Source organism: Rhodococcus sp. NJ-530 (assembly GCF_003860625.1).
GTDB classification, from domain to species: domain Bacteria; phylum Actinomycetota; class Actinomycetes; order Mycobacteriales; family Mycobacteriaceae; genus Rhodococcus_F; species Rhodococcus_F qingshengii.
This window is the reverse complement of the sequence record NZ_CP034152.1, coordinates 5,644,099-5,661,363: the sequence shown is the minus strand read 5'-3', so window position 1 is coordinate 5,661,363 and position 17,265 is coordinate 5,644,099. Positions and strand designations below refer to the sequence as shown.

The following is a 17,265-nucleotide window of genomic DNA, read 5'->3' as shown; positions in this document are numbered from 1 at the left end:
AAGAGAGGTGAATATTCAGATGTGATCGCTACAGATGCAGATCACGCTTCCTGATCGCCGCAGTGGCGACGACGCTGATCGCCGAGGTGGCCACCAGATATCCACAGGCCAGCCACGGTGAACCGCCGGTGGCGCCGATCAGTGCAGTAAGGATCAGAGGTGTGACGCCGGAGGCGTAGATACCAGAGAACTGGTAGACGACCGACAACCCGGTGTACCGGATTTCTGTGGGGTAGAGGCTCGCATACAGCGTTCCCTGGGCGCCGTAGAACAAGGCATGAATCACTCCGAAGACCGCGACCATCGCGACTCCGAAGAGCAGGAGATTCTCGGTACCGAACAGTGCGAAGGCGGGGAAGATCGCGAGGCCGTACGCGGCGATGCCCACGATGTAGACCCGTTGCGGGCCGAACCGATCAGTGAGTGAACCGGAAAACGGCAGCAAGATCGCCATCACTACTGCGGCCACGGTGACCACGAGAAGTACCGGAACCTTTTCGAAATGCAGAGTCTTGGTTGCATACGTGATTGCAAAGACGCCCCAGGTGTTGAACGCGGCGCCCTCGCCCCAGCGAGACAGCATGCCCAGTACGGTGTTTCGCGCGACTCTTCCTTGAAAGACTTCCCTGAGCGGGGCGGACGAGCGTTGTTCGAGGTCGCGAACGGCCTGAAATGCCGGCGTCTCGTCGACCTTCAAACGGACCACCAACCCTACGATCACGAGCACCAAGCTGAGAACAAAGGCTATGCGCCAGCCGAAACGGAGAAACTGTTCGTCGTCGAAGACCGTTTGAAGTAGTGCGAACATTCCTGTGCCCAAAGCCAAGCCGAGAGCCAGTCCGATCTGCGGGATGCTGCCGAACAGCCCGCGCTTCTTCTCCGGACTGTGTTCGACCGCCAGAAGAACGGCTCCGGCCCACTCACCACCGAGAGCAAATCCCTGCAGGATACGAAGCAGCAGAAGCAGAATCGGTGCAACGACCCCGATTTGAGCTGCGGTCGGAAGGACACCCATGAGCGCCGTCGCGATACCCATGATGAACATCGTGAGGGCAAGCGTTTTCTTGCGCCCGATGCGATCGCCGATGTGACCGAACACCACTCCGCCGATGGGGCGAACGAGAAAGCCGACCGCGAAGGTCGCAAAAGAAAGCATGGTCCCGACAAAGGAACTCTGGTTGGGGAAGAACAGTTGGTTGAAGACGAGGCTCGCGGCCGTCGCATAGAGGAAGAAGTCGTACCACTCGACCGTCGTGCCGAGCAGGCTCGCGGCGACGACGGTTCTCAGTCTGGATCGCCGCTCGTCGTCGGTCTCGTTCGAGAACGGTGAATTGTGCTCGACTTCGGCAAACGTGGTCATCGGAGCCCCCGGGTCGCGGTGCAAATTCACGAAGGTATCGCCGGAGCCGAAAGTGGGCACCCCTAGCGATCAGGGTGATTTCAACCCTGTTCTTCGAGGTGGACTGTGGTTGTAATGACAGAAGAGTTCTGCCTGTTCGTCGACGAAAGGAATCACCGTGTCACTGCGCTTCCACTGGTTCTTGCCTACTTACGGTGATTCCCGGAATCTGATGGCGGGTGGGCACGGCAGCTCGATGTCCGGTGATCGTCCGGCGACGCTGAAATACCTCAATCAGATCGGCGCGGCCGCCGAGACGAACGGCTTCGAGGCCGTTCTCACACCCACCGGCGCGTGGTGCGAAGACGCATGGCTGACGACAGCGATGATGGTCGAGACCACCGAGACGCTCAAGTTTCTGGTTGCTCTGCGACCGGGATTGCTCAGCCCGACGCTGGCCGCTCAGATGGCCGCTACCTTCCAATGGCAGTCGGGTGGTCGTCTGCTGCTCAACGTCGTGACCGGCGGGGAGGACCACGAGCAGCGCACGTTCGGTGACTTCCTCGACAAGAACCAACGGTACGCACGATGCGGCGAGTTCCTCGACGTGATCCGCCAGTTGTGGTCCGGTAACGGTCCGGTTGATTTCTCCGGCGAGTACGTCAACGTGGAAAAGGCTACGCTGCAGCGCATTCCGGATCCGGTACCGCCCATCTTCTTCGGTGGATCGTCGCCGGCGGCCGGAACCGTCGCATCGCGTTACGCGGATACGTATCTCACCTGGGGTGAGACGCCGTCCGCTGTTGCCGCCAAGATCGCCTGGATTCGCGACCTCGCGGAAGTTCAAGGTCGTCACCTCGACTACGGAATCCGTCTGCATGTCATCAGCCGGGACACCTCGGAACAGGCATGGGCAGAAGCGGATCGGCTGCTCAGTGCGCTCGATCCGGCGACCGTCGAGCAGGCTCAGGCGAGTCTTGCGCGATCCGGCTCCGAAGGTCAGCGTCGGATGCTCGAATTGCACGGCGGCGGTTCGGCTTACAAGGAGGGCGTCGGAGCGAGGTCGCTGGAGATTGCGCCGAACCTGTGGACCGGCGTCGGATTGGTGCGAGGGGGTGCAGGCACCGCATTGGTCGGTTCGCACCAAGAAGTGGCTGATCGGATTGCCGAGTACGCGGCGATCGGTCTGGATCACTTTGTATTGTCGGGCTATCCCCATCTCGAAGAGGCGTATCAGTTCGGTGAGGGTGTGCGTCCGATCCTCGAAAAGCGTGGATTGGTAGCACCGCACGGTTCGGTCGGCGGACCGGTGCGAACGCCCTTCGTCTCCAGTGGGAACTGAGTCGAACAGCGAGCTCTTCGAGAAGGGGACGTTTGTCCTGATCTTTCGGGCATGACCTCCCGACGGGACAATTGGACCATTTCGGGCTCTAGATCCGATCTAGGCTGCGCACTGTTGCCGAACTCAAGGCGCAGTACGAAAGGATTCTCGATGAAGCTGGGCACGAGTGGAGTACGTCGCGTCGTGGGAACCGTGGCAGTCGCCGCTGCAACCGCGGCAGGCGTCGCGATGGTCAATCCTGCAACTGCGTCGGCCGAGGTGGTCCCGCCGGTCGTCTCGTACAAGGTGACCGGAAACGATCTGGCGCTGACGATCACGAACAACAACACGGGCATTGCCCCGTTGTGCCAGGCGTTTGTCGTCAACGCCGCGGATTCTGCTGCCGTGCTTGATGATCCGCTCAAGCTGCTCGATCCGAACCTTGTGGTGTACCCCAAGATCACCGACCCGTCCTCACTGTTCGCCGTCGTGAAGGGGCAGACGGTCACCAACACCGTGACCGATGTTCCGGACGGAACCTACGCCGTGCTCGGTGCCTGCTCCGATCTTCTCGATCTGGAGACGTTGGGTAAGCCTGTTCCTGGCGTGCCGAGCCTCGTTGTCATCGGTGGACCGTTCAGCGGCATCAATACCGGAAGCCTGAGCGACCTGTTCGGCAGCGGCAGCCTCGAAGGACTTTTCGGGTAGCTCACCGTCTGTCTCCCCAATTTTCCGACTGATCGGTCTATTCTTCAGGCATCTGGTGATCTGACCGACTTGTCTGGAGGTTCGGAAATGCGAAGTCGTGGATTCAAACGCGCTCTGGGAAGCATTGTCGCGGCGTCGGCCGCCGTCGTGGGACTTGTTGTCATGACTCCGGCGACGGCGTCGGCAGCACCGGCGATTCTCCCGCCTCCGGTGTCGGTGAGCGCAGCGGACAATGCGATCACCTTCACCATCACCAATCCGAACCCGCGGTTCAGCTTCATCAACTGCACAGTGGCGATCCTCAACGCCAGGGATGTCCCCGACGTGATCCGCGATCCGGCAAAGCTGCTCCAGCCCGGCGTGTTGGTGTATCCGACCGTCAGCAACATCCTCGATCTGTTTGCCGTTTCGCCTGGGCAGACGATCACGCGGACCGTCGGGAATCTGCCGGCCGGGGTGTACGCCGTTGCGGGAGCGTGCGTTCGACTGCTCGATCCGACCAACCCCACTATCGCGATTCCGCAGGCCGTTGTGGTCGGCGGCTGGTTCGAGGGCGCCGGAACCGGAAGTCTCTCAGGATCTTTGGAGGACCTGGGATACAACACGGTCCAGGACTTGATCGACGCGTGGAATCGAATCAGCTCGGGAAGCAGCGGCGGCAGCTTCCAGTTCGACTACCAAGGTGGCTCGGATTTCGAGGTAGTAGGTCCCGCGTCGTAATCGGTCCGGCTCACTTGCGCGCGCGGTGGCGTCGCACCGCGTCGCGATTCGCACACGTGGGGGAGCAGTACCGCTGATTGCCGTTGCGTGAGGTGTCCGCATAGATGTTGGTGCACTCGTCCAGGGTGCACCGACCTAATCTGTGCATTCCGCGGCCGACGAGGTGCAGCGCCGTGCCTACCGAGAAGAGGGCTTTGAGGACCTCGGCGAGCGACTGTTGCGGATCGCGGTAGTGCAGATGCCACCCGTCGTTTGCGTGGTTGGTCATGCGCGGATACGCCGACGCTTGCTCGAGCATGACGTTCACCAACTCGGCGCGGGCTGCCTCCTCCGTGACGTCGACGATTTTCGACCACTCGATCAGAAGGTCGAGGGTCTCGTCGAGGTCCTTCTCGGCGATGGGGAAATCGAGAATGATGCCTGCATCGACGCAGCGTTCGACGAGTTCGGCCAAGGTCTCGGGATTTCGATTGGCCAGGTCGGCGGCCAGCGTCACCGCATATTCGCCGTAAGGGTTGAGATGCACAATGCCATTACATCATGCTCGTCGTATGAAGAAAACAGATTTCGCGCCGATAAGTTGCATCCACCGCTGGGAGATCGAATCTCGGCATCGGACCAGCGAGGGGACGGTCACCTACCTGCGCTGCCATTGCGGGTCGTGGCAGACCTTGCTCGCCGAATGGGTGTCGGGCGGTGCGGGCTCGGCCGTCGCTGCGCCGATCAAGGTCAGGTCCAGGTAATGGTCAGCTAATCGCTCCGTTTTGCCTCGGGTGACATGGAACGTGTTCTAGATTCAGGGTTGTATGCCTCGGTATCGCGGCGCAGACTCTGAAAGGGAAGACGATGCAGTTCAACCTCGCTGATGTATTCGAAACCGTCGCCAGCTCGGTGCCTGATCGCGTCGCCTTGACTTACGAGGGAGAGAACTTCACCTACGCTGAGCTGGACGCGGAAGCCAACCGAACGGCCAACCTGCTCGCGCAAGCCGGCATCTCGCGCGGCGATCATGTAGCCCTGTTCCTGAAGAACAGCGTCGAACATGTCACGTCGATCCTCGGGTTGATCAAGATCCGTGCGGTCCCGATCAATGTGAACTACCGGTACACGCCCGCCGAGCTGGAGTACATCTTCACCAACTCCGACTCGGTCGCAGTGGTCGTGGAACTCCCCGAGCATCAGCGTGTCCTTGCTTCCCTTTTCGGTGCATGCCCGAAGGTGAAGACGGTGATCGTGATCGGCGAGGTCGAGGCCGAACTGGTCGCTGCCGCGAAAGCGCATGAAGTGTCGGTGGTTTCCTTCGACGACGCTCGCGAGATGTCACCGGTAGGGGAGTTCGATTCTCGTTCGGGCGACGACGTGTACCTGCTCTACACCGGCGGGACGACCGGATACCCGAAGGGTGTCATGTGGCGTCACGACGACTTCTTCCGTAAGCCGCTCTCCGGCGGAAATCCGTACGGCGAGGAAGCTCGACAGGACCTCGCCGAGATAGCCAGCGCTGCAAAGGAATTTCCGGAACTCTCGTTCCTCATTGCCGCCCCCCTCATGCACGGCGCAGCGTTGTATTCGCTGTTCACCTTCCTCACCCTCGGTGCCCGCGTGGTTCTACGACGAGAATTCGTTGCGGAGAAGGTCGTCGAAGCGATCGAGAAGGATTCGGTACAGGTGATCCTGATCGTCGGTGACGGCATGGGACTGCCGTTGGTCGACGAGATGGAACGACGCAAAGACGAGGTCGATTTCAGCAGTCTCTTCTCGATCACGTCAGGTGGTGCGATCTGGTCCACCAGCGTTCGAGATCGCATGCTGGCGGTGAAGCCGGACCTGCTGTTGCGGGACAACTTCGGAGCCTCGGAGTCCGGTAATGACGGCGCCTTCTCCATCGACGAGGCGGGAAATCTGCGAATGCCGCCCTCGCCGAACATGATCCTGGTCGACGAGCGGCTCGAAGAGATCCCCGCCGGCTCCGACGACGTGGGCTACATCGCGCGTATCGGAAACGTCCCGCTCGGGTACTACAAGGATGAAGAGAAGACCGCCCGCACGTTCCCGACCCGCGCTGACGGCACCCGTCTTTCGGTGCTCGGCGACATGGGCAAGGTTGAAGCGGACGGCACGATTGTCTTCCTGGGCCGCGGCTCACAGTGCATTAACACCGGCGGCGAGAAGGTTTTCGCCGAAGAGGTCGAGGCTGCCCTTCACGCGCATCCGGCGATCTCCGACGCGCTTGTCGTCCCCGCACCCGACGCGCGCATGGGGCAGCAGGTTGCCGCGGTGATCGCGACCTATCCCGAGTCCGACGAGCTGACTCTCGAAGCGGTTCAGGAACATTGCCGTAAGACGTTGGCCGGTTACAAGGTGCCGCGCACGATCGTGCTGGTCGATGAAGTCAAGAGGACCCCGGCCGGTAAGGCGGACTACCGCTGGGCGACGACACTGGCGTCGTCCTAGCAGTGTGGAGTGGGTGGCGACAACCTTTCACACGGATTTCACCACGACATAAGAGACATACCGGAAAGATGGCGCAGAGTAAGTCGTTCGCGCCTTGCGTCGTCACTCCACGAAAGGGTCTCAGCTCATGCTCATCATCGGAATACTCCTGTTCGGGATCGTCATCGGAGCGGGAGCCCAGCTGATTCTGGGGAAAACGACCGCACGAGTGGACTGGACCTTCGCGTTCATCGCGGGAATCGGTGGTTCGCTGGTCGGCGGTTTGCTCGTGAGTTTGATTGCAGGCGACGGATTATCATTGCGCCCGAGCGGCATCCTCGGGTCCCTTGCCGGCGCTGTCATCATCACCGCGGGGTGGCAGTGGTACCGCGGGAGGAACGCAACTACAACTACGCGTCCGTCTGATCGCTGATTTCCACAGTTCCGTCAGGGGACGGAGAGCGTCGACATATGACCGAACTACTCGATGAAGTCCTCACCGCACATGGCGGAGTCGAACGTTGGCAGTCTGTTTCAGCGATCACGGCACGGGGACGTTTGGGCGGTCTGCTGCCTCAGCGCTTCCCCGGCAACAAGCTGGCGAAGTTCACGGTCGAGGTTGAAGTCGCCGAGCAACGCACTGTCCTCCAAGACTTTCCGCGTGTCGGCGAGTGCGCTGTGTTCGACAAGGGCGTCGTGCGGATCGAAACTCGTGACGGCGAAGAACTCGGGAGGCGAACCGACCCACGTCCAGAGTTTTTCGGGTTGAGTGGAGTCCGGCGCAACCTCCACTGGGACGCGCTCGACACCGCTTACTTTGCCGGCTACGCCTTTTGGAACTATCTGAACGCACCGCTGCTGCTCGCCCGCGACGACATCACTGTCACCGAAGCCGAACCTTGGCAGGAATCCGGGCAGCAATGGCGACGACTACAAGCAACATTTGCGCCAGAAATCGACACCCATTGCCGGCAGCAGACCTTCTATGTCGACAACGGTGGCCTCATCCGCCGTCACGACTTCGTCGCCGAACCGGTAGGCAGCTGGGCGAAAGCTGCTCTCTACTGTGACCATCACCGTCAGTTCGACGGTCTCACCTTTCCCACTCGACGGCGCGTTCTCCCGCGGGGCCCAGGCAGTCGCGTTCTCTCGCGGCCGACCCTCCTGGCGCTCGACTTCGACGACATCGAGATCAAGCGATGAAAATCAGTTCTCGGTTACCTGTTGTCGAGTGTGAACAAACGGAACACGGTCCGCATGCACAGAACGACGCCGACGAAGCCCAGTACCGCACTCGCGAGTGCATAGCCCGACAGCTGAGGTGTGAGTTGTGGTCCGCCAGGTACGAACAGCAGGATCGCCGCGACGATCAGCGCGGTCACTCCCGCCGCCATACCCAGGGCGTTGTTCGCCGACCGTCGTAGCCATCGCCTGTCGTCGGGGTGTGCAACCGAGCGAGTGCGAAGTGTGAAGCTTCCCGACGCGATCGAGGTCGCGATCTGATCGAGCTGACCAGGCAGGCGCCGGACCACCGCGGTTGTGACCGCCGTCGTCGACAGGATTGCCTGCGCGGCTGCAGTCGGGCTGGCGACATGGGTCAACAGTCGGGGTACTTCGGCCCGAACAGCAGCGACGAGGTCGATCTGCGGATCCAGGAGCCGCAGGGCGCGCTCCAAGGACGCGAGCGAACGGAAAGCGGCGGCGACGTCTCCCGGCACTCCGATTCGGTGTTCGCGAAGCACAGTGAACATTCGCGCGAACGATGCCATGGAAACATTGGTTTGGACACTGAGCAGGGTGATCTCTCGGCCCACCTGGTGACGTAGTGCTCCGCGATCAACTTCGGGCGGCACGTCGAATGCCATCAGCATCGCGTCGACTGTCGCCACCGGATCACCTGCGAGGGCAGCGTTGAGGAGCACGGCGAACAAGATCCGTGTCTCGCCGTCCAGAACCCCTACTGCGCCGAAGTCGAGGAGCCCGACCCGGCCGTCATCGAGGATCATGATGTTGCCGGGGTGCAGGTCCGCGTGAAACACGCCGTGGACAAAGATCCCGTCGAGCAACGACGCAAGAAGTTCGTTGGCGATGCTGCTGCGGGTGTCGCGGTCGAGGCCGGTGAGCGCCGACTCACCGTCGGAGAGCGGTGTGCCGTGAAGACGTTCCATCACGAGCACCCGTCCGCTACTGAGGTTGGGGTAGATATGCGGAACGACGATATCCGGGCGGTTCGACATGGTGGAAGCAATCGCGCCGGTATTCGCTGCTTCGGTGCGGTAGTTGAGTTCCTCGAGCAGTGACGTGACGAGGCCCCCGGCGAGTCGGTGAACGCCGATATCGCGTGCCCAGGGAAAACGGGTCTCCGCGCGGGATGACACGCGAAGGAAGATATCGCAATCCACGCTCACTTGTGCGCTCGCCTCGGGGCGTTGAACCTTCACCACAACGTCGACGCCTTCAACGGTGCGCGCGGAATGTACCTGTGCGACAGAGGCGGCGGCGAACGGCTCCACATCGAACCATGCGAACACCGACTCTGGTGCGTCGCCGAGTTCCTATGCCAGTAGCTTCGCAATGCGGACTGGATCAGCCGGTCGTGCCGAACTTTGCAGAGACGAGAGAGTGCGAGCCAACTCGGGTGGTATGAGGTCGTCTCGCGTGCCGAGGATCTGTCCCAGCTTGACGAAAGTGACACCGCACCGGTTGATTACTTCCACCAGCGCGTCCCCGAACTGAGGCGCTGATGGCCCAGCACGGAGAGCGGGCCCGCCTCCCGCTCGCACGACGATGCCCATGATCTGGACGTATCGCTTGGTTCGTCGCCACGATTTGCGGCTGCGCTGCAATGCTTCTGGCGGTCCGGGGATGGACCCTGTTGGAAGGACAACTTCGAGGAAAACCAATGCGGCCAGGCATGCTGCGAACACCCAGAGCGCGACAACTCCGAAGAATATGAGCGCTGTTCCTACGCTCACCAGAAGTTGATCGTCCTGGCTGGCAATTCCTGCAAGTGTTGCGACGTATCCCGACAGTGGAACCCCCACCGAGAGTGCTATCACCGCGACCGCAAGGGTTCGCGGCCATCCGACTCTCGTCCCCAGCGTTCGTCGCATCACGCCCGCCAGTGCTGCTGCAAGAAATGGCGTCGTGACGATCCAGACCATCAAGTCCATTGCGATAGCGTACGGGTTCGCAATCTGCGATACATCCAGGAAAACCCCGAGCCCACCTCGACTGACGGTTAACAAGCCCGACAGTGCCCAAACGTCGAACATGCTTGGGCACTTCGGTGTTCATTCGCTCCGATGTCGACTCGTCCTGATCTACCGTCCACAACCGGATTGTGAGTGCTCAGGTAGAGACCACCTATCGCAGATTTCGACGACCCGCGCCCGTGGCGGCCCGGAAGATCGTCACTCGGTTAACTTCCCCGGACTGTCTGGGAGGCAGAGGCCGAACGCCAGATCTGCCCGCAGTTATACCGAAGCTTTCGCACCAGCGACTTTCCTCGCTCAGCGGTGTCGGTGCATTGCTCGGTGTCCAATCGTGAAGACATCGAAGTTAGGACGACCCTTTGTGATTCACGCCCGGACCCGCGGATGTACGATACCGTACGACCTAGCCGCAGTTCTATGGAAATAAGAGCAGGCCAATGTCCAAACTGGCGAACAGTAACACCTAAGGATGACCGTGATCAAGCCCCGCCATCTTATAGCTATTTCTTGCGTCGGAATGTTACTGACTGCGTGCTCGGATAAGAGTACAAATGCGATTCCCGAGACCGCGAATGCTGTAGAAAATATTAGCACTTCAACTTCCGAGGAATTCCCTGAGAAATCACAAAGCGATCGGATTGTATGCGGTGGCGAGGTAGGTCTGGAACGGTGGGGAATAGGTGTGTATTCGACTTACAAAGCACTTCTTCGCGGGGAATCGTCCTCGATTAGCGCAACAACGCTTGCTCGGCAGTTGACTGACCTGACGATGATTGCGACTAGTGTCGAAAGTGAAGACGGTTCGAAGACTATCAATGACGCTAGTTGTTGTGGGTATGGACGTTGCTGACGCTGGATTGAAGTAGACGGGCTGGCCCTTCGCGGCAGGATGGAAGTTGCGAAACAGACCATCAACAGCAAAGGGACCAGCCCTGTGACACACCGTAATGCTCCGCTGACTGTGGAGGGAAGACGACGACTCATCGAGCGGTGCCGCACTCGTCCGATCGCCCACGTCGCCGCCGAAATGGGCATCTCCCGACAATGCGCCTCCACGTGGGTCAACCGGTACCGCAAATACGGTGAACTGGGATTACAAGACAGATCCAGCGCACCGAACCATCAACCCACCGCCACCGCCGCAGAGATCGTGGCCGAGATCGAAGCGATGCGCCGGACCCGGAAATGGTCGGCCGCGCGCATCACGTTCGAACTCCGAATGGACGGAACGGTCATCGCTCGCCGGACGGTCACGAAACTCCTGCGGGATCTTGGTCTCAATCGCCGCCGGTTCATCGACCCGAACGGCGAAACGAACCGCAAACCCCAGGTCATCGCCGCGAAACGGCCTGGTCAGATGGTGCACGTCGACGTGAAGAAGGTCGGCCGCATCCCTGACGGCGGAGGTTGGCGCGTCCACGGGCGAGGTTCCGAGCAGGCCAAACGATCACAACGTCGGAAAACGAAGAACAAGCAGGGCCGCGTCGGCTACACCTATTTGCATTCCGCGATCGATGGCAACACCCGTTTGGCGTACACCGAGGCCAGAGACAACGAAACTGCCGCGACAGCCATCGATTTCATGAACAACGCCCGACTCTTCTTCGCGGCGCACGGCATCACCCGGATCGAGCGCGTGATCACCGACAACGGATCATGCTATCGGGCAGCAGATTTCACTGCTTCACTGCGGGAAGCGCGGCACTACCGGATCAAGCCGTACACGCCGAAACACAATGGGAAAGTGGAGCGCTACAACCGCATCCTCGCCGAAGAACTGCTGTACTCCCGCGAATACATCAGCGAAGCCGAGCGGCGCACTGCCGTCGAGGTGTGGAACATTCACTATAATTATCACCGACCGCATTCAGCACGCGGAGGACGACCGCCTGCCGCTTACCGCCGGCACCGCGTAACTAACGTCCGTGCCTCATACAGCTAGTTCGGATATCCGTTTGGCCATTACCAAAATGATCCAGGACGCCGACCGCAAGGCTCAGCACTTCACTGACGCCGCTGATAGAAGATTTACGCCCGACAACGATGTGACTGATGCGATGACCTCCTACACCAATGCGCTCGTCGCATGCACGACAGCTGGATATCAACCATCGTGGTTTAACCTTAGTGAATTAACTGGAAAATAGTTCCATTAACTCTTTGGCTGAAGTGTGAAGTCGAAGTTTACGGGTAGCTTGATCTGACTATGCTCCCCAACTCGTGAACGAAGTGGAGGTAGCCTAGTTGATAACCAAGTTCTTTGGACGTGACGTAAGTGTTGACTAATCGGCAGAACGCTTTCTGGGGCCGTCGACTTGTTGGAGTTGCGTCAGTTTCCCGGTGGATCGACGGTGAACGTGAACCCTCCGGAAGTCATTGCGTTGGTTTCTTCGAAGATCGAACAGAGAGCTTCGGCGGCGTCGGTCGCCAATGCTCGGGCAGCGTTGGGGGTTCGACCTCGGGCAGTCACCGCGAGCCCAGGTGCGCACGCATCTGTGATCGTCAGATCGGACTCGTAGTCGGGCACTGCCACCGAGTATCCGCGCGAGTTTTTCAGCAGGAACAGACATGCCGTTGGAGGCTTCCCGATCGCCGATGGACGCATCGCGCGGGGACCCGTCGTAGAGTCCGGTTCGATTACTGCTGAACTGAACTACTGCAGTTTCGGTGAAGGAGATGGTCTTCGTCCACCACAGACCTCCCGCCACGACCAAAACGGCGGCGGCAACGGCCACCATTACCTGACCGCGGTGGTCGGAGAGGAATGTTCTCCTCTGTCAGTTGTACCGCCTTGGCCAGCTGATTGACCGGCTTCATCACCACCTTGTCGGCGGCTGGTCCGCGAGATCACGTCCGCTTCGCGTCGTCATGATTGCGGACGAACTTCATGAGTCGGGGAATCACCCGATCGGGTATGTGTCCCAGGATTCCGTGGCCGGTTCCGGCATAGATCTCCACTTCGGCTTCAGGTACAAGATCAGCTAACCTCGCGGCCACCTGCTCGGGGTTGGAGACCACCGTCTCAGCACCGGAGATTACGAGCATGGGAACCGAAATCGACTGCACTTCTGCATCCTTGAGCATTCGTGCCCACCCGATACCGGGCCGGTAGTTCAGCGCTTCCTTGGCGAGGGCGAACTCGAGGTCGCCGAGAACGTACCCGGGGGACAGCCAATCGTTGAGCTTGCGAATATTCTTGTCGGTGCGGCGCATACCGGCGCGGACCATCTTCAGCAGCACACGCCACGAGGGCTTGTCGAAGACTCCACCCGGTTCGATGAGCGTCACACTCGCCAGTCGTTCAGGAGAATGAAGTGCTACGAGAACGGCATGCCACGCGCCCTGCGAGTAGCCGATCAGGTGGACGCGATCGACCTCGAGTTCGTTCAATACCTCGCTGATCCAGGTGGCGAAGTCGGACTCCCCGGTCAGTGGAGAAGTCTGGACACTGAGGCCTGGTGTGCCGATCGTGTCCAGTGCGTACACGACTCGGTCTCGGCACAGGTCCTCGATGACGATGTGCCATTGCAGACAGTTGGCCCCGAGAGAGTGCACCAGGACGATCGGCGTCTCCGTGCCGGTCCCCGACCTACGGACATGGGTGGTTCCGAACGATGTCGGCACGTCGAGTTGTGTCGACGGAACCGGCCAGGTGCTCTCCAGTTCTCGGTAGATGCTCTCGTACGCCTGCTTTGATGCTTCGTTCTTGAATCGTCCGATCTTCGGCATGAGCCTCCCTCTCGCTGCTTTCAATTTTGATGGTATGATCGTATCACTAATGCGGTACGTGCGTATCATTAACGAGTCAAAGTCATCCATTCGAAAGGGGAAGGACAGCCTCATGCCGCGACTGGTCGACCATGAAGTGAGGCAACGGGAGATCACCGACGCGGTGCGGCGAGTAATTGTCGACGGTGGGCTCGCGGCGGTGACATTTCAGTCCGTTGCTGCCGAGGCCGGGATTTCGGTGCGACTCGTGCAGTACTACTTCGGCACGAAGCGGGAATTCCTTCTCGCGACGCATCAAGCTGTGCGTCAGGATGCGGGTGCTCGCTTGATGCAGGAGTTGTCTGTTCTTGGCGCGGAAGCGACACCCCGCGAGGTTATTTCAGCGTTCCTTGTTGGCATGCTCCCACTCGATCGACAACGTCGGGAGGAAGCGATTGTTCTCGGCGCCTTCCACGCTGCCGCACTGACCGGACAAGGAATCGCCGCCGAGGAAACCCTCACTGCCCCAAGAGAGTTGACAGCGCTCATTTCCGGCCAGCTTCAACGAGTGACCAATCGGGACGCGGTTGCGCCGTCAATGGATCCCGACCTCGACGCCGAGCTCATTCTGGCGGCTGTCGCCGGGCTCGCCCAGGGGATGCTTCCCGGCTACGCCACAGCAGAATTGGCGGTCCAGTTGGTTGAGCGTCTCCTCGATCGCATTCTCGGGCCGACGAGACCTCAGGCCACGAATCAACCCGAAGTCGGCCGCCGTTAGTATTCCGGGATGTCTCCTGTGAACCCAGCGCTCGCCGGCCGGGTGTTTCCCTCATCTTCGTACCTTGTCGGGCGCGAGAAGATTCGCGAGTTCGCTCTGGCGGTGCGTTCGAGCAATCCCTTGCACCATGATGTCGGTGTCGCCAGGGAGGCCGGGTTCGTCGATGTCATCGCACCGACAACATTCACAACCGTTGTCCAGCAACGAGCGATCATGGCACTGCTGCGCACGCCGGATACCGGGCTCGATCCGACTCGTGTGGTCCATACTTCCGAGAAGATCGAGCATCAGCGTCCGATAGTCGCCGGCGATGACCTGTCTACGACACTGACGATTACAGGGGTGACAGTGCGTGCAGGCAGTGCGATCCTGTCGACAGTTTCCGAGATCCACGACGTGACCGACGCTTTGGTAGCAACGGTCACCTCGACGCTGCTGGCGCGAGGAGAAGGCGCATGACCGTACCCGTCGTGCCGGTTTTCGAAAACCTCGTCCTCGGTGACATCGTCGCGAAGGTTGATCTGGTCCTCACTCGTGATGACCTAGTTCGCTACGCCGGTGCCTCCGGCGACATGAACCCGATCCATTTCAACGACGCAATCGCTACTGCGGCTGGGCTACCGGGAGTTCTGGCGCACGGAATGCTCACTGCCGGAATTGCTTTGCAGGCTATCGTCGACTGGGTTGGTGACCCGAGCGGTGTGATCTCGTATGAAACTCGCTTTACTCGGCCCGTCGTAGTCGATGCCGTCGATGGTGCTGATCTCTCCATCACTGCGAAGATCGCGCGAATCGACGCCACGATGCGGACAACGCGGATCGATGTCACAGTCACGCACAAGGGCCAGACGGTTCTGGGAAAGACCCAAGCGCACCTTCAGTTCCCGGGCGCCTGACAGGATTGCGGGCTGTCACTGGTCACATCGGGACCTACGCATCCGGGCGGGAGATCAACTGCATTGTGGCGCAGCACTACCGGAAAGACACCAACAGCTCGTCCGACGCTTGCATCGGTGCGTATCCGTCGGCGATGACGCGCCGACAGCCGTCGATCTCGACGGTGAGTAATCGTTCCTCGTTCGTGGGACGGTCCACGTAGATCGTCGACGCCACCTCGGTGGCCACCGCGTCACAGTCGGGAGCGGGTGGAAGTCCGTCGAAGGTTTCCGTCGTAGACGATGTGCCTACGAATTCGGTGGAGGAGAATCGGCAGAAAACGCTGCCCGCCGACAGCGATGTCAGCGCCGTTGTACCTGTCGTGGCTGGTCGGTAGGTCGGCCTGCAATGCGACAGTTCGTAGATCTGATCGTCGGACAACGCTATTCGGTGTTCGGTACTGCCGACCGGTGTCAGTTCCTTGATGGCGGCCAGGCCACCGGGTTTCGGTAGTCCACACGAATCGGAGGGATACCCCGGCCGAGTTGCTCGGCCTCGATCGTCGACCAACCAGAATTGCTCCAGGACAGCCAGGCTGTAGTTGTCACCGCAGCCTTCGGGGAACCAAGTCTTGTGCGCGGACGAGCGGTTCAGCATTTCCACCGCCCGACTGAAATCGCCCTCCCAACGGTGAGCAGAGAAGCTGACGGTTCGGTCGGCTGCCACGTTGTCGCTGACAAACGGGTCGCACGTGACGGCGGCGACGGGTACGAAATCGTCTGGAACTGTCGCAGTTGGTGTCGTCTGGAGCGGGCCGATCGGATACGGGGTCGCGCACCCCAGCGTATCGGCGTCGACTATTGCGGCAACAGGACGGTCGGGGATGGTCACGTGCCAAATGCCGGCAACAGCGAGGATGACGATCACGACTGCGAACCAACGCCAGAGCATGAGCACACCGTATCGGTCCCGATGTGCGCCGAGGCTTAGTCCTCCGTTTACCGCCGAAGTCCTCGCATCCAAATTGAGTGGATCCACGTTGCGGCTCGCAGATATGGTCCACTGGTGACGCATCCGAATGGTCGAAACGACAGTCCGATCCTGGTGATTGGTGCCGGCGTCGTCGGCGCGTCGATCGCGTATCACCTGGCGCGCGTTGGTCTCCGAGTCACCGTGCTGGAGCACGGCTCGGTGGCGGGAGGGGTGACCGGCAACTCCTTTGCCTGGGTCGGCCTCTCGAAGAGTGCCGCAGAAACTTACTCAGATCCGTTCCGGCAAGGCGCTGCAGTCGAAATCGACCGCCTGGAGCGCGAACTCGTCGAGCCAATCGGTTTGCGCCGCAGAGGCGCGATCACCTGGGAAGAGACGGAAGCGGAGACTCGAGCGTTCGTAGATGCTCATCGAGCACTCGGCCATCCCGTCGACCTCATCGGTAAAGAGGAAATCCTTGCTCGTGAGCCGGGATTGCGGACGGCCCCCTCGGTCGCAGCGTACGCGCCTGATGACGGTGGCGTTGACCCGGTTGCGTTCGCTCGATCGCTCCTGCGAGGTGCCGAAGAGTACGGTGCCACAGTGTATTCCGATGTCAGTGCGCTCGGGGTGCTCGCGGAGGGCATGAGAGTGTGCGGAGTAATGACTGCCGACGGTCCCGTCTACGGATCGGCCACCGTGCTCGCTGCGGGTACCGCGATTCCTGGACTCGCGGCGTCGGCGGGAGTGGACGTCGAGGTCGACGCCTCCCCGTGTTGCCTCATCAGATTCTCGACGCCCTACCCATTGGTGAACGGAATACTCTCCTCTCCGGATTTCGAGATCCGGCAATTGGACGACACGACACTGATTGCGGCTGAAAATGTTCCGGTCGGGTTCTCCGGAGATGCTCGTGAGCTTGCGGGGCCGACGCTGCACGCGATCCGCAGTCAGCTCGAGGACGGTGACCAAGTGGAACTGATCGAGGCGGAAGTCGCTGACCGTCCCATCCCGCGTGGTGGCCGCCCGCTGCTGGGCTTCGCCGAAGGCGTGTCGGGGCTCTATCTGGCCGCGACGCATCCGGCGATCATTCTGTCCGGAGCAATTGGAGCCCACGTGGCCGGGGACTTCGCCCGAGCGTCAACCCTGGACGGTTAGACGACGACGCCGGAGCCCGGTTCGACAAGGTTCGAGCCGA

The 17,265-nt window shown here is 60.6% G+C and carries 18 protein-coding genes and 1 pseudogene; 12 read left to right on the top strand and 7 right to left on the bottom strand.

Translation table 11 applies throughout. The features are described from left to right. Positions 1-28: 28 nt before the first annotated feature. A complete protein-coding gene (locus tag EHW12_RS26410; RefSeq protein ID WP_125052115.1) occupies positions 29-1,360 on the bottom strand; it encodes an MFS transporter in 1,332 nt (443 codons plus the stop codon). Between the two features lie 157 nt (positions 1,361-1,517). On the opposite strand from EHW12_RS26410, the gene EHW12_RS26405 reads away from it, so the two are divergent. The 3 genes from EHW12_RS26405 to EHW12_RS26395 all read left to right on the top strand — a co-directional run bounded on the left by EHW12_RS26405 (position 1,518) and on the right by EHW12_RS26395 (position 4,088). After that, positions 1,518-2,681 (top strand): LLM class flavin-dependent oxidoreductase, encoded by a 1,164-nt coding sequence (locus tag EHW12_RS26405; RefSeq protein ID WP_042447073.1) that lies wholly within the window; start codon positions 1,518-1,520, stop codon positions 2,679-2,681. 150 nt (positions 2,682-2,831) lie between these two features. Continuing rightward, positions 2,832-3,368: a hypothetical protein gene (locus tag EHW12_RS26400; protein WP_241199052.1), complete on the top strand. Its 537-nt coding sequence runs from the start codon at positions 2,832-2,834 to the stop codon at positions 3,366-3,368. Positions 3,369-3,455: 87 nt separating this feature from the next. Further along, positions 3,456-4,088 (top strand): hypothetical protein, encoded by a 633-nt coding sequence (locus EHW12_RS26395; protein WP_125052113.1) that lies wholly within the window; start codon positions 3,456-3,458, stop codon positions 4,086-4,088. 10 nt (positions 4,089-4,098) lie between these two features. Here the strand turns inward: EHW12_RS26395 and EHW12_RS26390 are convergent, their stop codons facing one another. Then, entirely contained in the window at positions 4,099-4,614 is a 516-nt protein-coding gene (locus EHW12_RS26390; protein WP_003940315.1) for a CGNR zinc finger domain-containing protein, read from the bottom strand. A gap of 25 nt (positions 4,615-4,639) precedes the next feature. Between EHW12_RS26390 and EHW12_RS26385 the strand changes: the two genes are divergently transcribed. From EHW12_RS26385 to EHW12_RS26370, 4 genes are all read left to right on the top strand, one after another. Continuing rightward, complete coding sequence (locus EHW12_RS26385; protein WP_039973125.1) at positions 4,640-4,831, top strand: hypothetical protein; 192 nt, start codon at positions 4,640-4,642, stop codon at positions 4,829-4,831. A gap of 103 nt (positions 4,832-4,934) precedes the next feature. Beyond that, positions 4,935-6,542 carry an AMP-binding protein gene (locus EHW12_RS26380; protein ID WP_125052111.1) on the top strand — a complete coding sequence of 536 codons (1,608 nt, stop codon included), beginning with the start codon at positions 4,935-4,937 and terminating at the stop codon, positions 6,540-6,542. 127 nt (positions 6,543-6,669) lie between these two features. Beyond that, positions 6,670-6,954 (top strand): hypothetical protein, encoded by a 285-nt coding sequence (locus tag EHW12_RS26375; RefSeq protein ID WP_003939785.1) that lies wholly within the window; start codon positions 6,670-6,672, stop codon positions 6,952-6,954. 38 nt (positions 6,955-6,992) lie between these two features. Next, positions 6,993-7,724 carry a hypothetical protein gene (locus EHW12_RS26370; RefSeq protein WP_042447058.1) on the top strand — a complete coding sequence of 244 codons (732 nt, stop codon included), beginning with the start codon at positions 6,993-6,995 and terminating at the stop codon, positions 7,722-7,724. 14 nt (positions 7,725-7,738) lie between these two features. Here EHW12_RS26370 and EHW12_RS35475 read toward each other — a convergent pair. Together EHW12_RS35475 and EHW12_RS35470 are read right to left on the bottom strand one after the other, a co-directional pair. Next, positions 7,739-9,064 (bottom strand): annotated as a pseudogene (locus EHW12_RS35475) (AarF/UbiB family protein); the annotation flags it as partial. Between the two features lie 12 nt (positions 9,065-9,076). After that, positions 9,077-9,694 (bottom strand): hypothetical protein, encoded by a 618-nt coding sequence (locus tag EHW12_RS35470; RefSeq protein WP_241199050.1) that lies wholly within the window; start codon positions 9,692-9,694, stop codon positions 9,077-9,079. 976 nt (positions 9,695-10,670) lie between these two features. Between EHW12_RS35470 and EHW12_RS26360 the strand changes: the two genes are divergently transcribed. Next, positions 10,671-11,678, top strand: coding sequence for an IS481 family transposase (locus EHW12_RS26360; RefSeq protein WP_125050221.1), 1,008 nt, complete (start codon positions 10,671-10,673; stop codon positions 11,676-11,678). A gap of 387 nt (positions 11,679-12,065) precedes the next feature. Here EHW12_RS26360 and EHW12_RS26355 read toward each other — a convergent pair whose 3' ends face one another. After that, positions 12,066-12,269 (bottom strand): hypothetical protein, encoded by a 204-nt coding sequence (locus EHW12_RS26355; protein ID WP_125052109.1) that lies wholly within the window; start codon positions 12,267-12,269, stop codon positions 12,066-12,068. A gap of 314 nt (positions 12,270-12,583) precedes the next feature. Further along, positions 12,584-13,465, bottom strand: a complete 882-nt coding sequence (locus EHW12_RS26350; RefSeq protein ID WP_125052107.1) for an alpha/beta fold hydrolase — start codon at positions 13,463-13,465, stop codon at positions 12,584-12,586. Positions 13,466-13,577: 112 nt separating this feature from the next. Between EHW12_RS26350 and EHW12_RS26345 the strand changes: the two genes are divergently transcribed. From EHW12_RS26345 to EHW12_RS26335, 3 genes are read left to right on the top strand one after another with little or no spacing between them, the layout of a single operon-like run. Next, a complete protein-coding gene (locus tag EHW12_RS26345) occupies positions 13,578-14,222 on the top strand; it encodes a TetR/AcrR family transcriptional regulator (protein WP_003939902.1) in 645 nt (214 codons plus the stop codon). A 9-nt stretch (positions 14,223-14,231) separates the two neighbouring features. Further along, positions 14,232-14,681 carry a MaoC family dehydratase N-terminal domain-containing protein gene (locus EHW12_RS26340; protein ID WP_019745537.1) on the top strand — a complete coding sequence of 150 codons (450 nt, stop codon included), beginning with the start codon at positions 14,232-14,234 and terminating at the stop codon, positions 14,679-14,681. Beyond that, complete coding sequence (locus tag EHW12_RS26335; protein WP_058037951.1) at positions 14,678-15,118, top strand: MaoC/PaaZ C-terminal domain-containing protein; 441 nt, start codon at positions 14,678-14,680, stop codon at positions 15,116-15,118. The genes EHW12_RS26340 and EHW12_RS26335 overlap by 4 nt, the downstream gene beginning before the upstream one ends. Before the next feature lie 76 nt (positions 15,119-15,194). Here the strand turns inward: EHW12_RS26335 and EHW12_RS26330 are convergent, their stop codons facing one another. Next, positions 15,195-16,049 (bottom strand): hypothetical protein, encoded by an 855-nt coding sequence (locus EHW12_RS26330; protein WP_125052105.1) that lies wholly within the window; start codon positions 16,047-16,049, stop codon positions 15,195-15,197. A 114-nt stretch (positions 16,050-16,163) separates the two neighbouring features. On the opposite strand from EHW12_RS26330, the gene EHW12_RS26325 reads away from it, so the two are divergent. Beyond that, a complete protein-coding gene (locus EHW12_RS26325) occupies positions 16,164-17,225 on the top strand; it encodes an FAD-binding oxidoreductase (RefSeq protein WP_125052103.1) in 1,062 nt (353 codons plus the stop codon). The last annotated feature ends 40 nt before the right edge of the window (positions 17,226-17,265 follow it).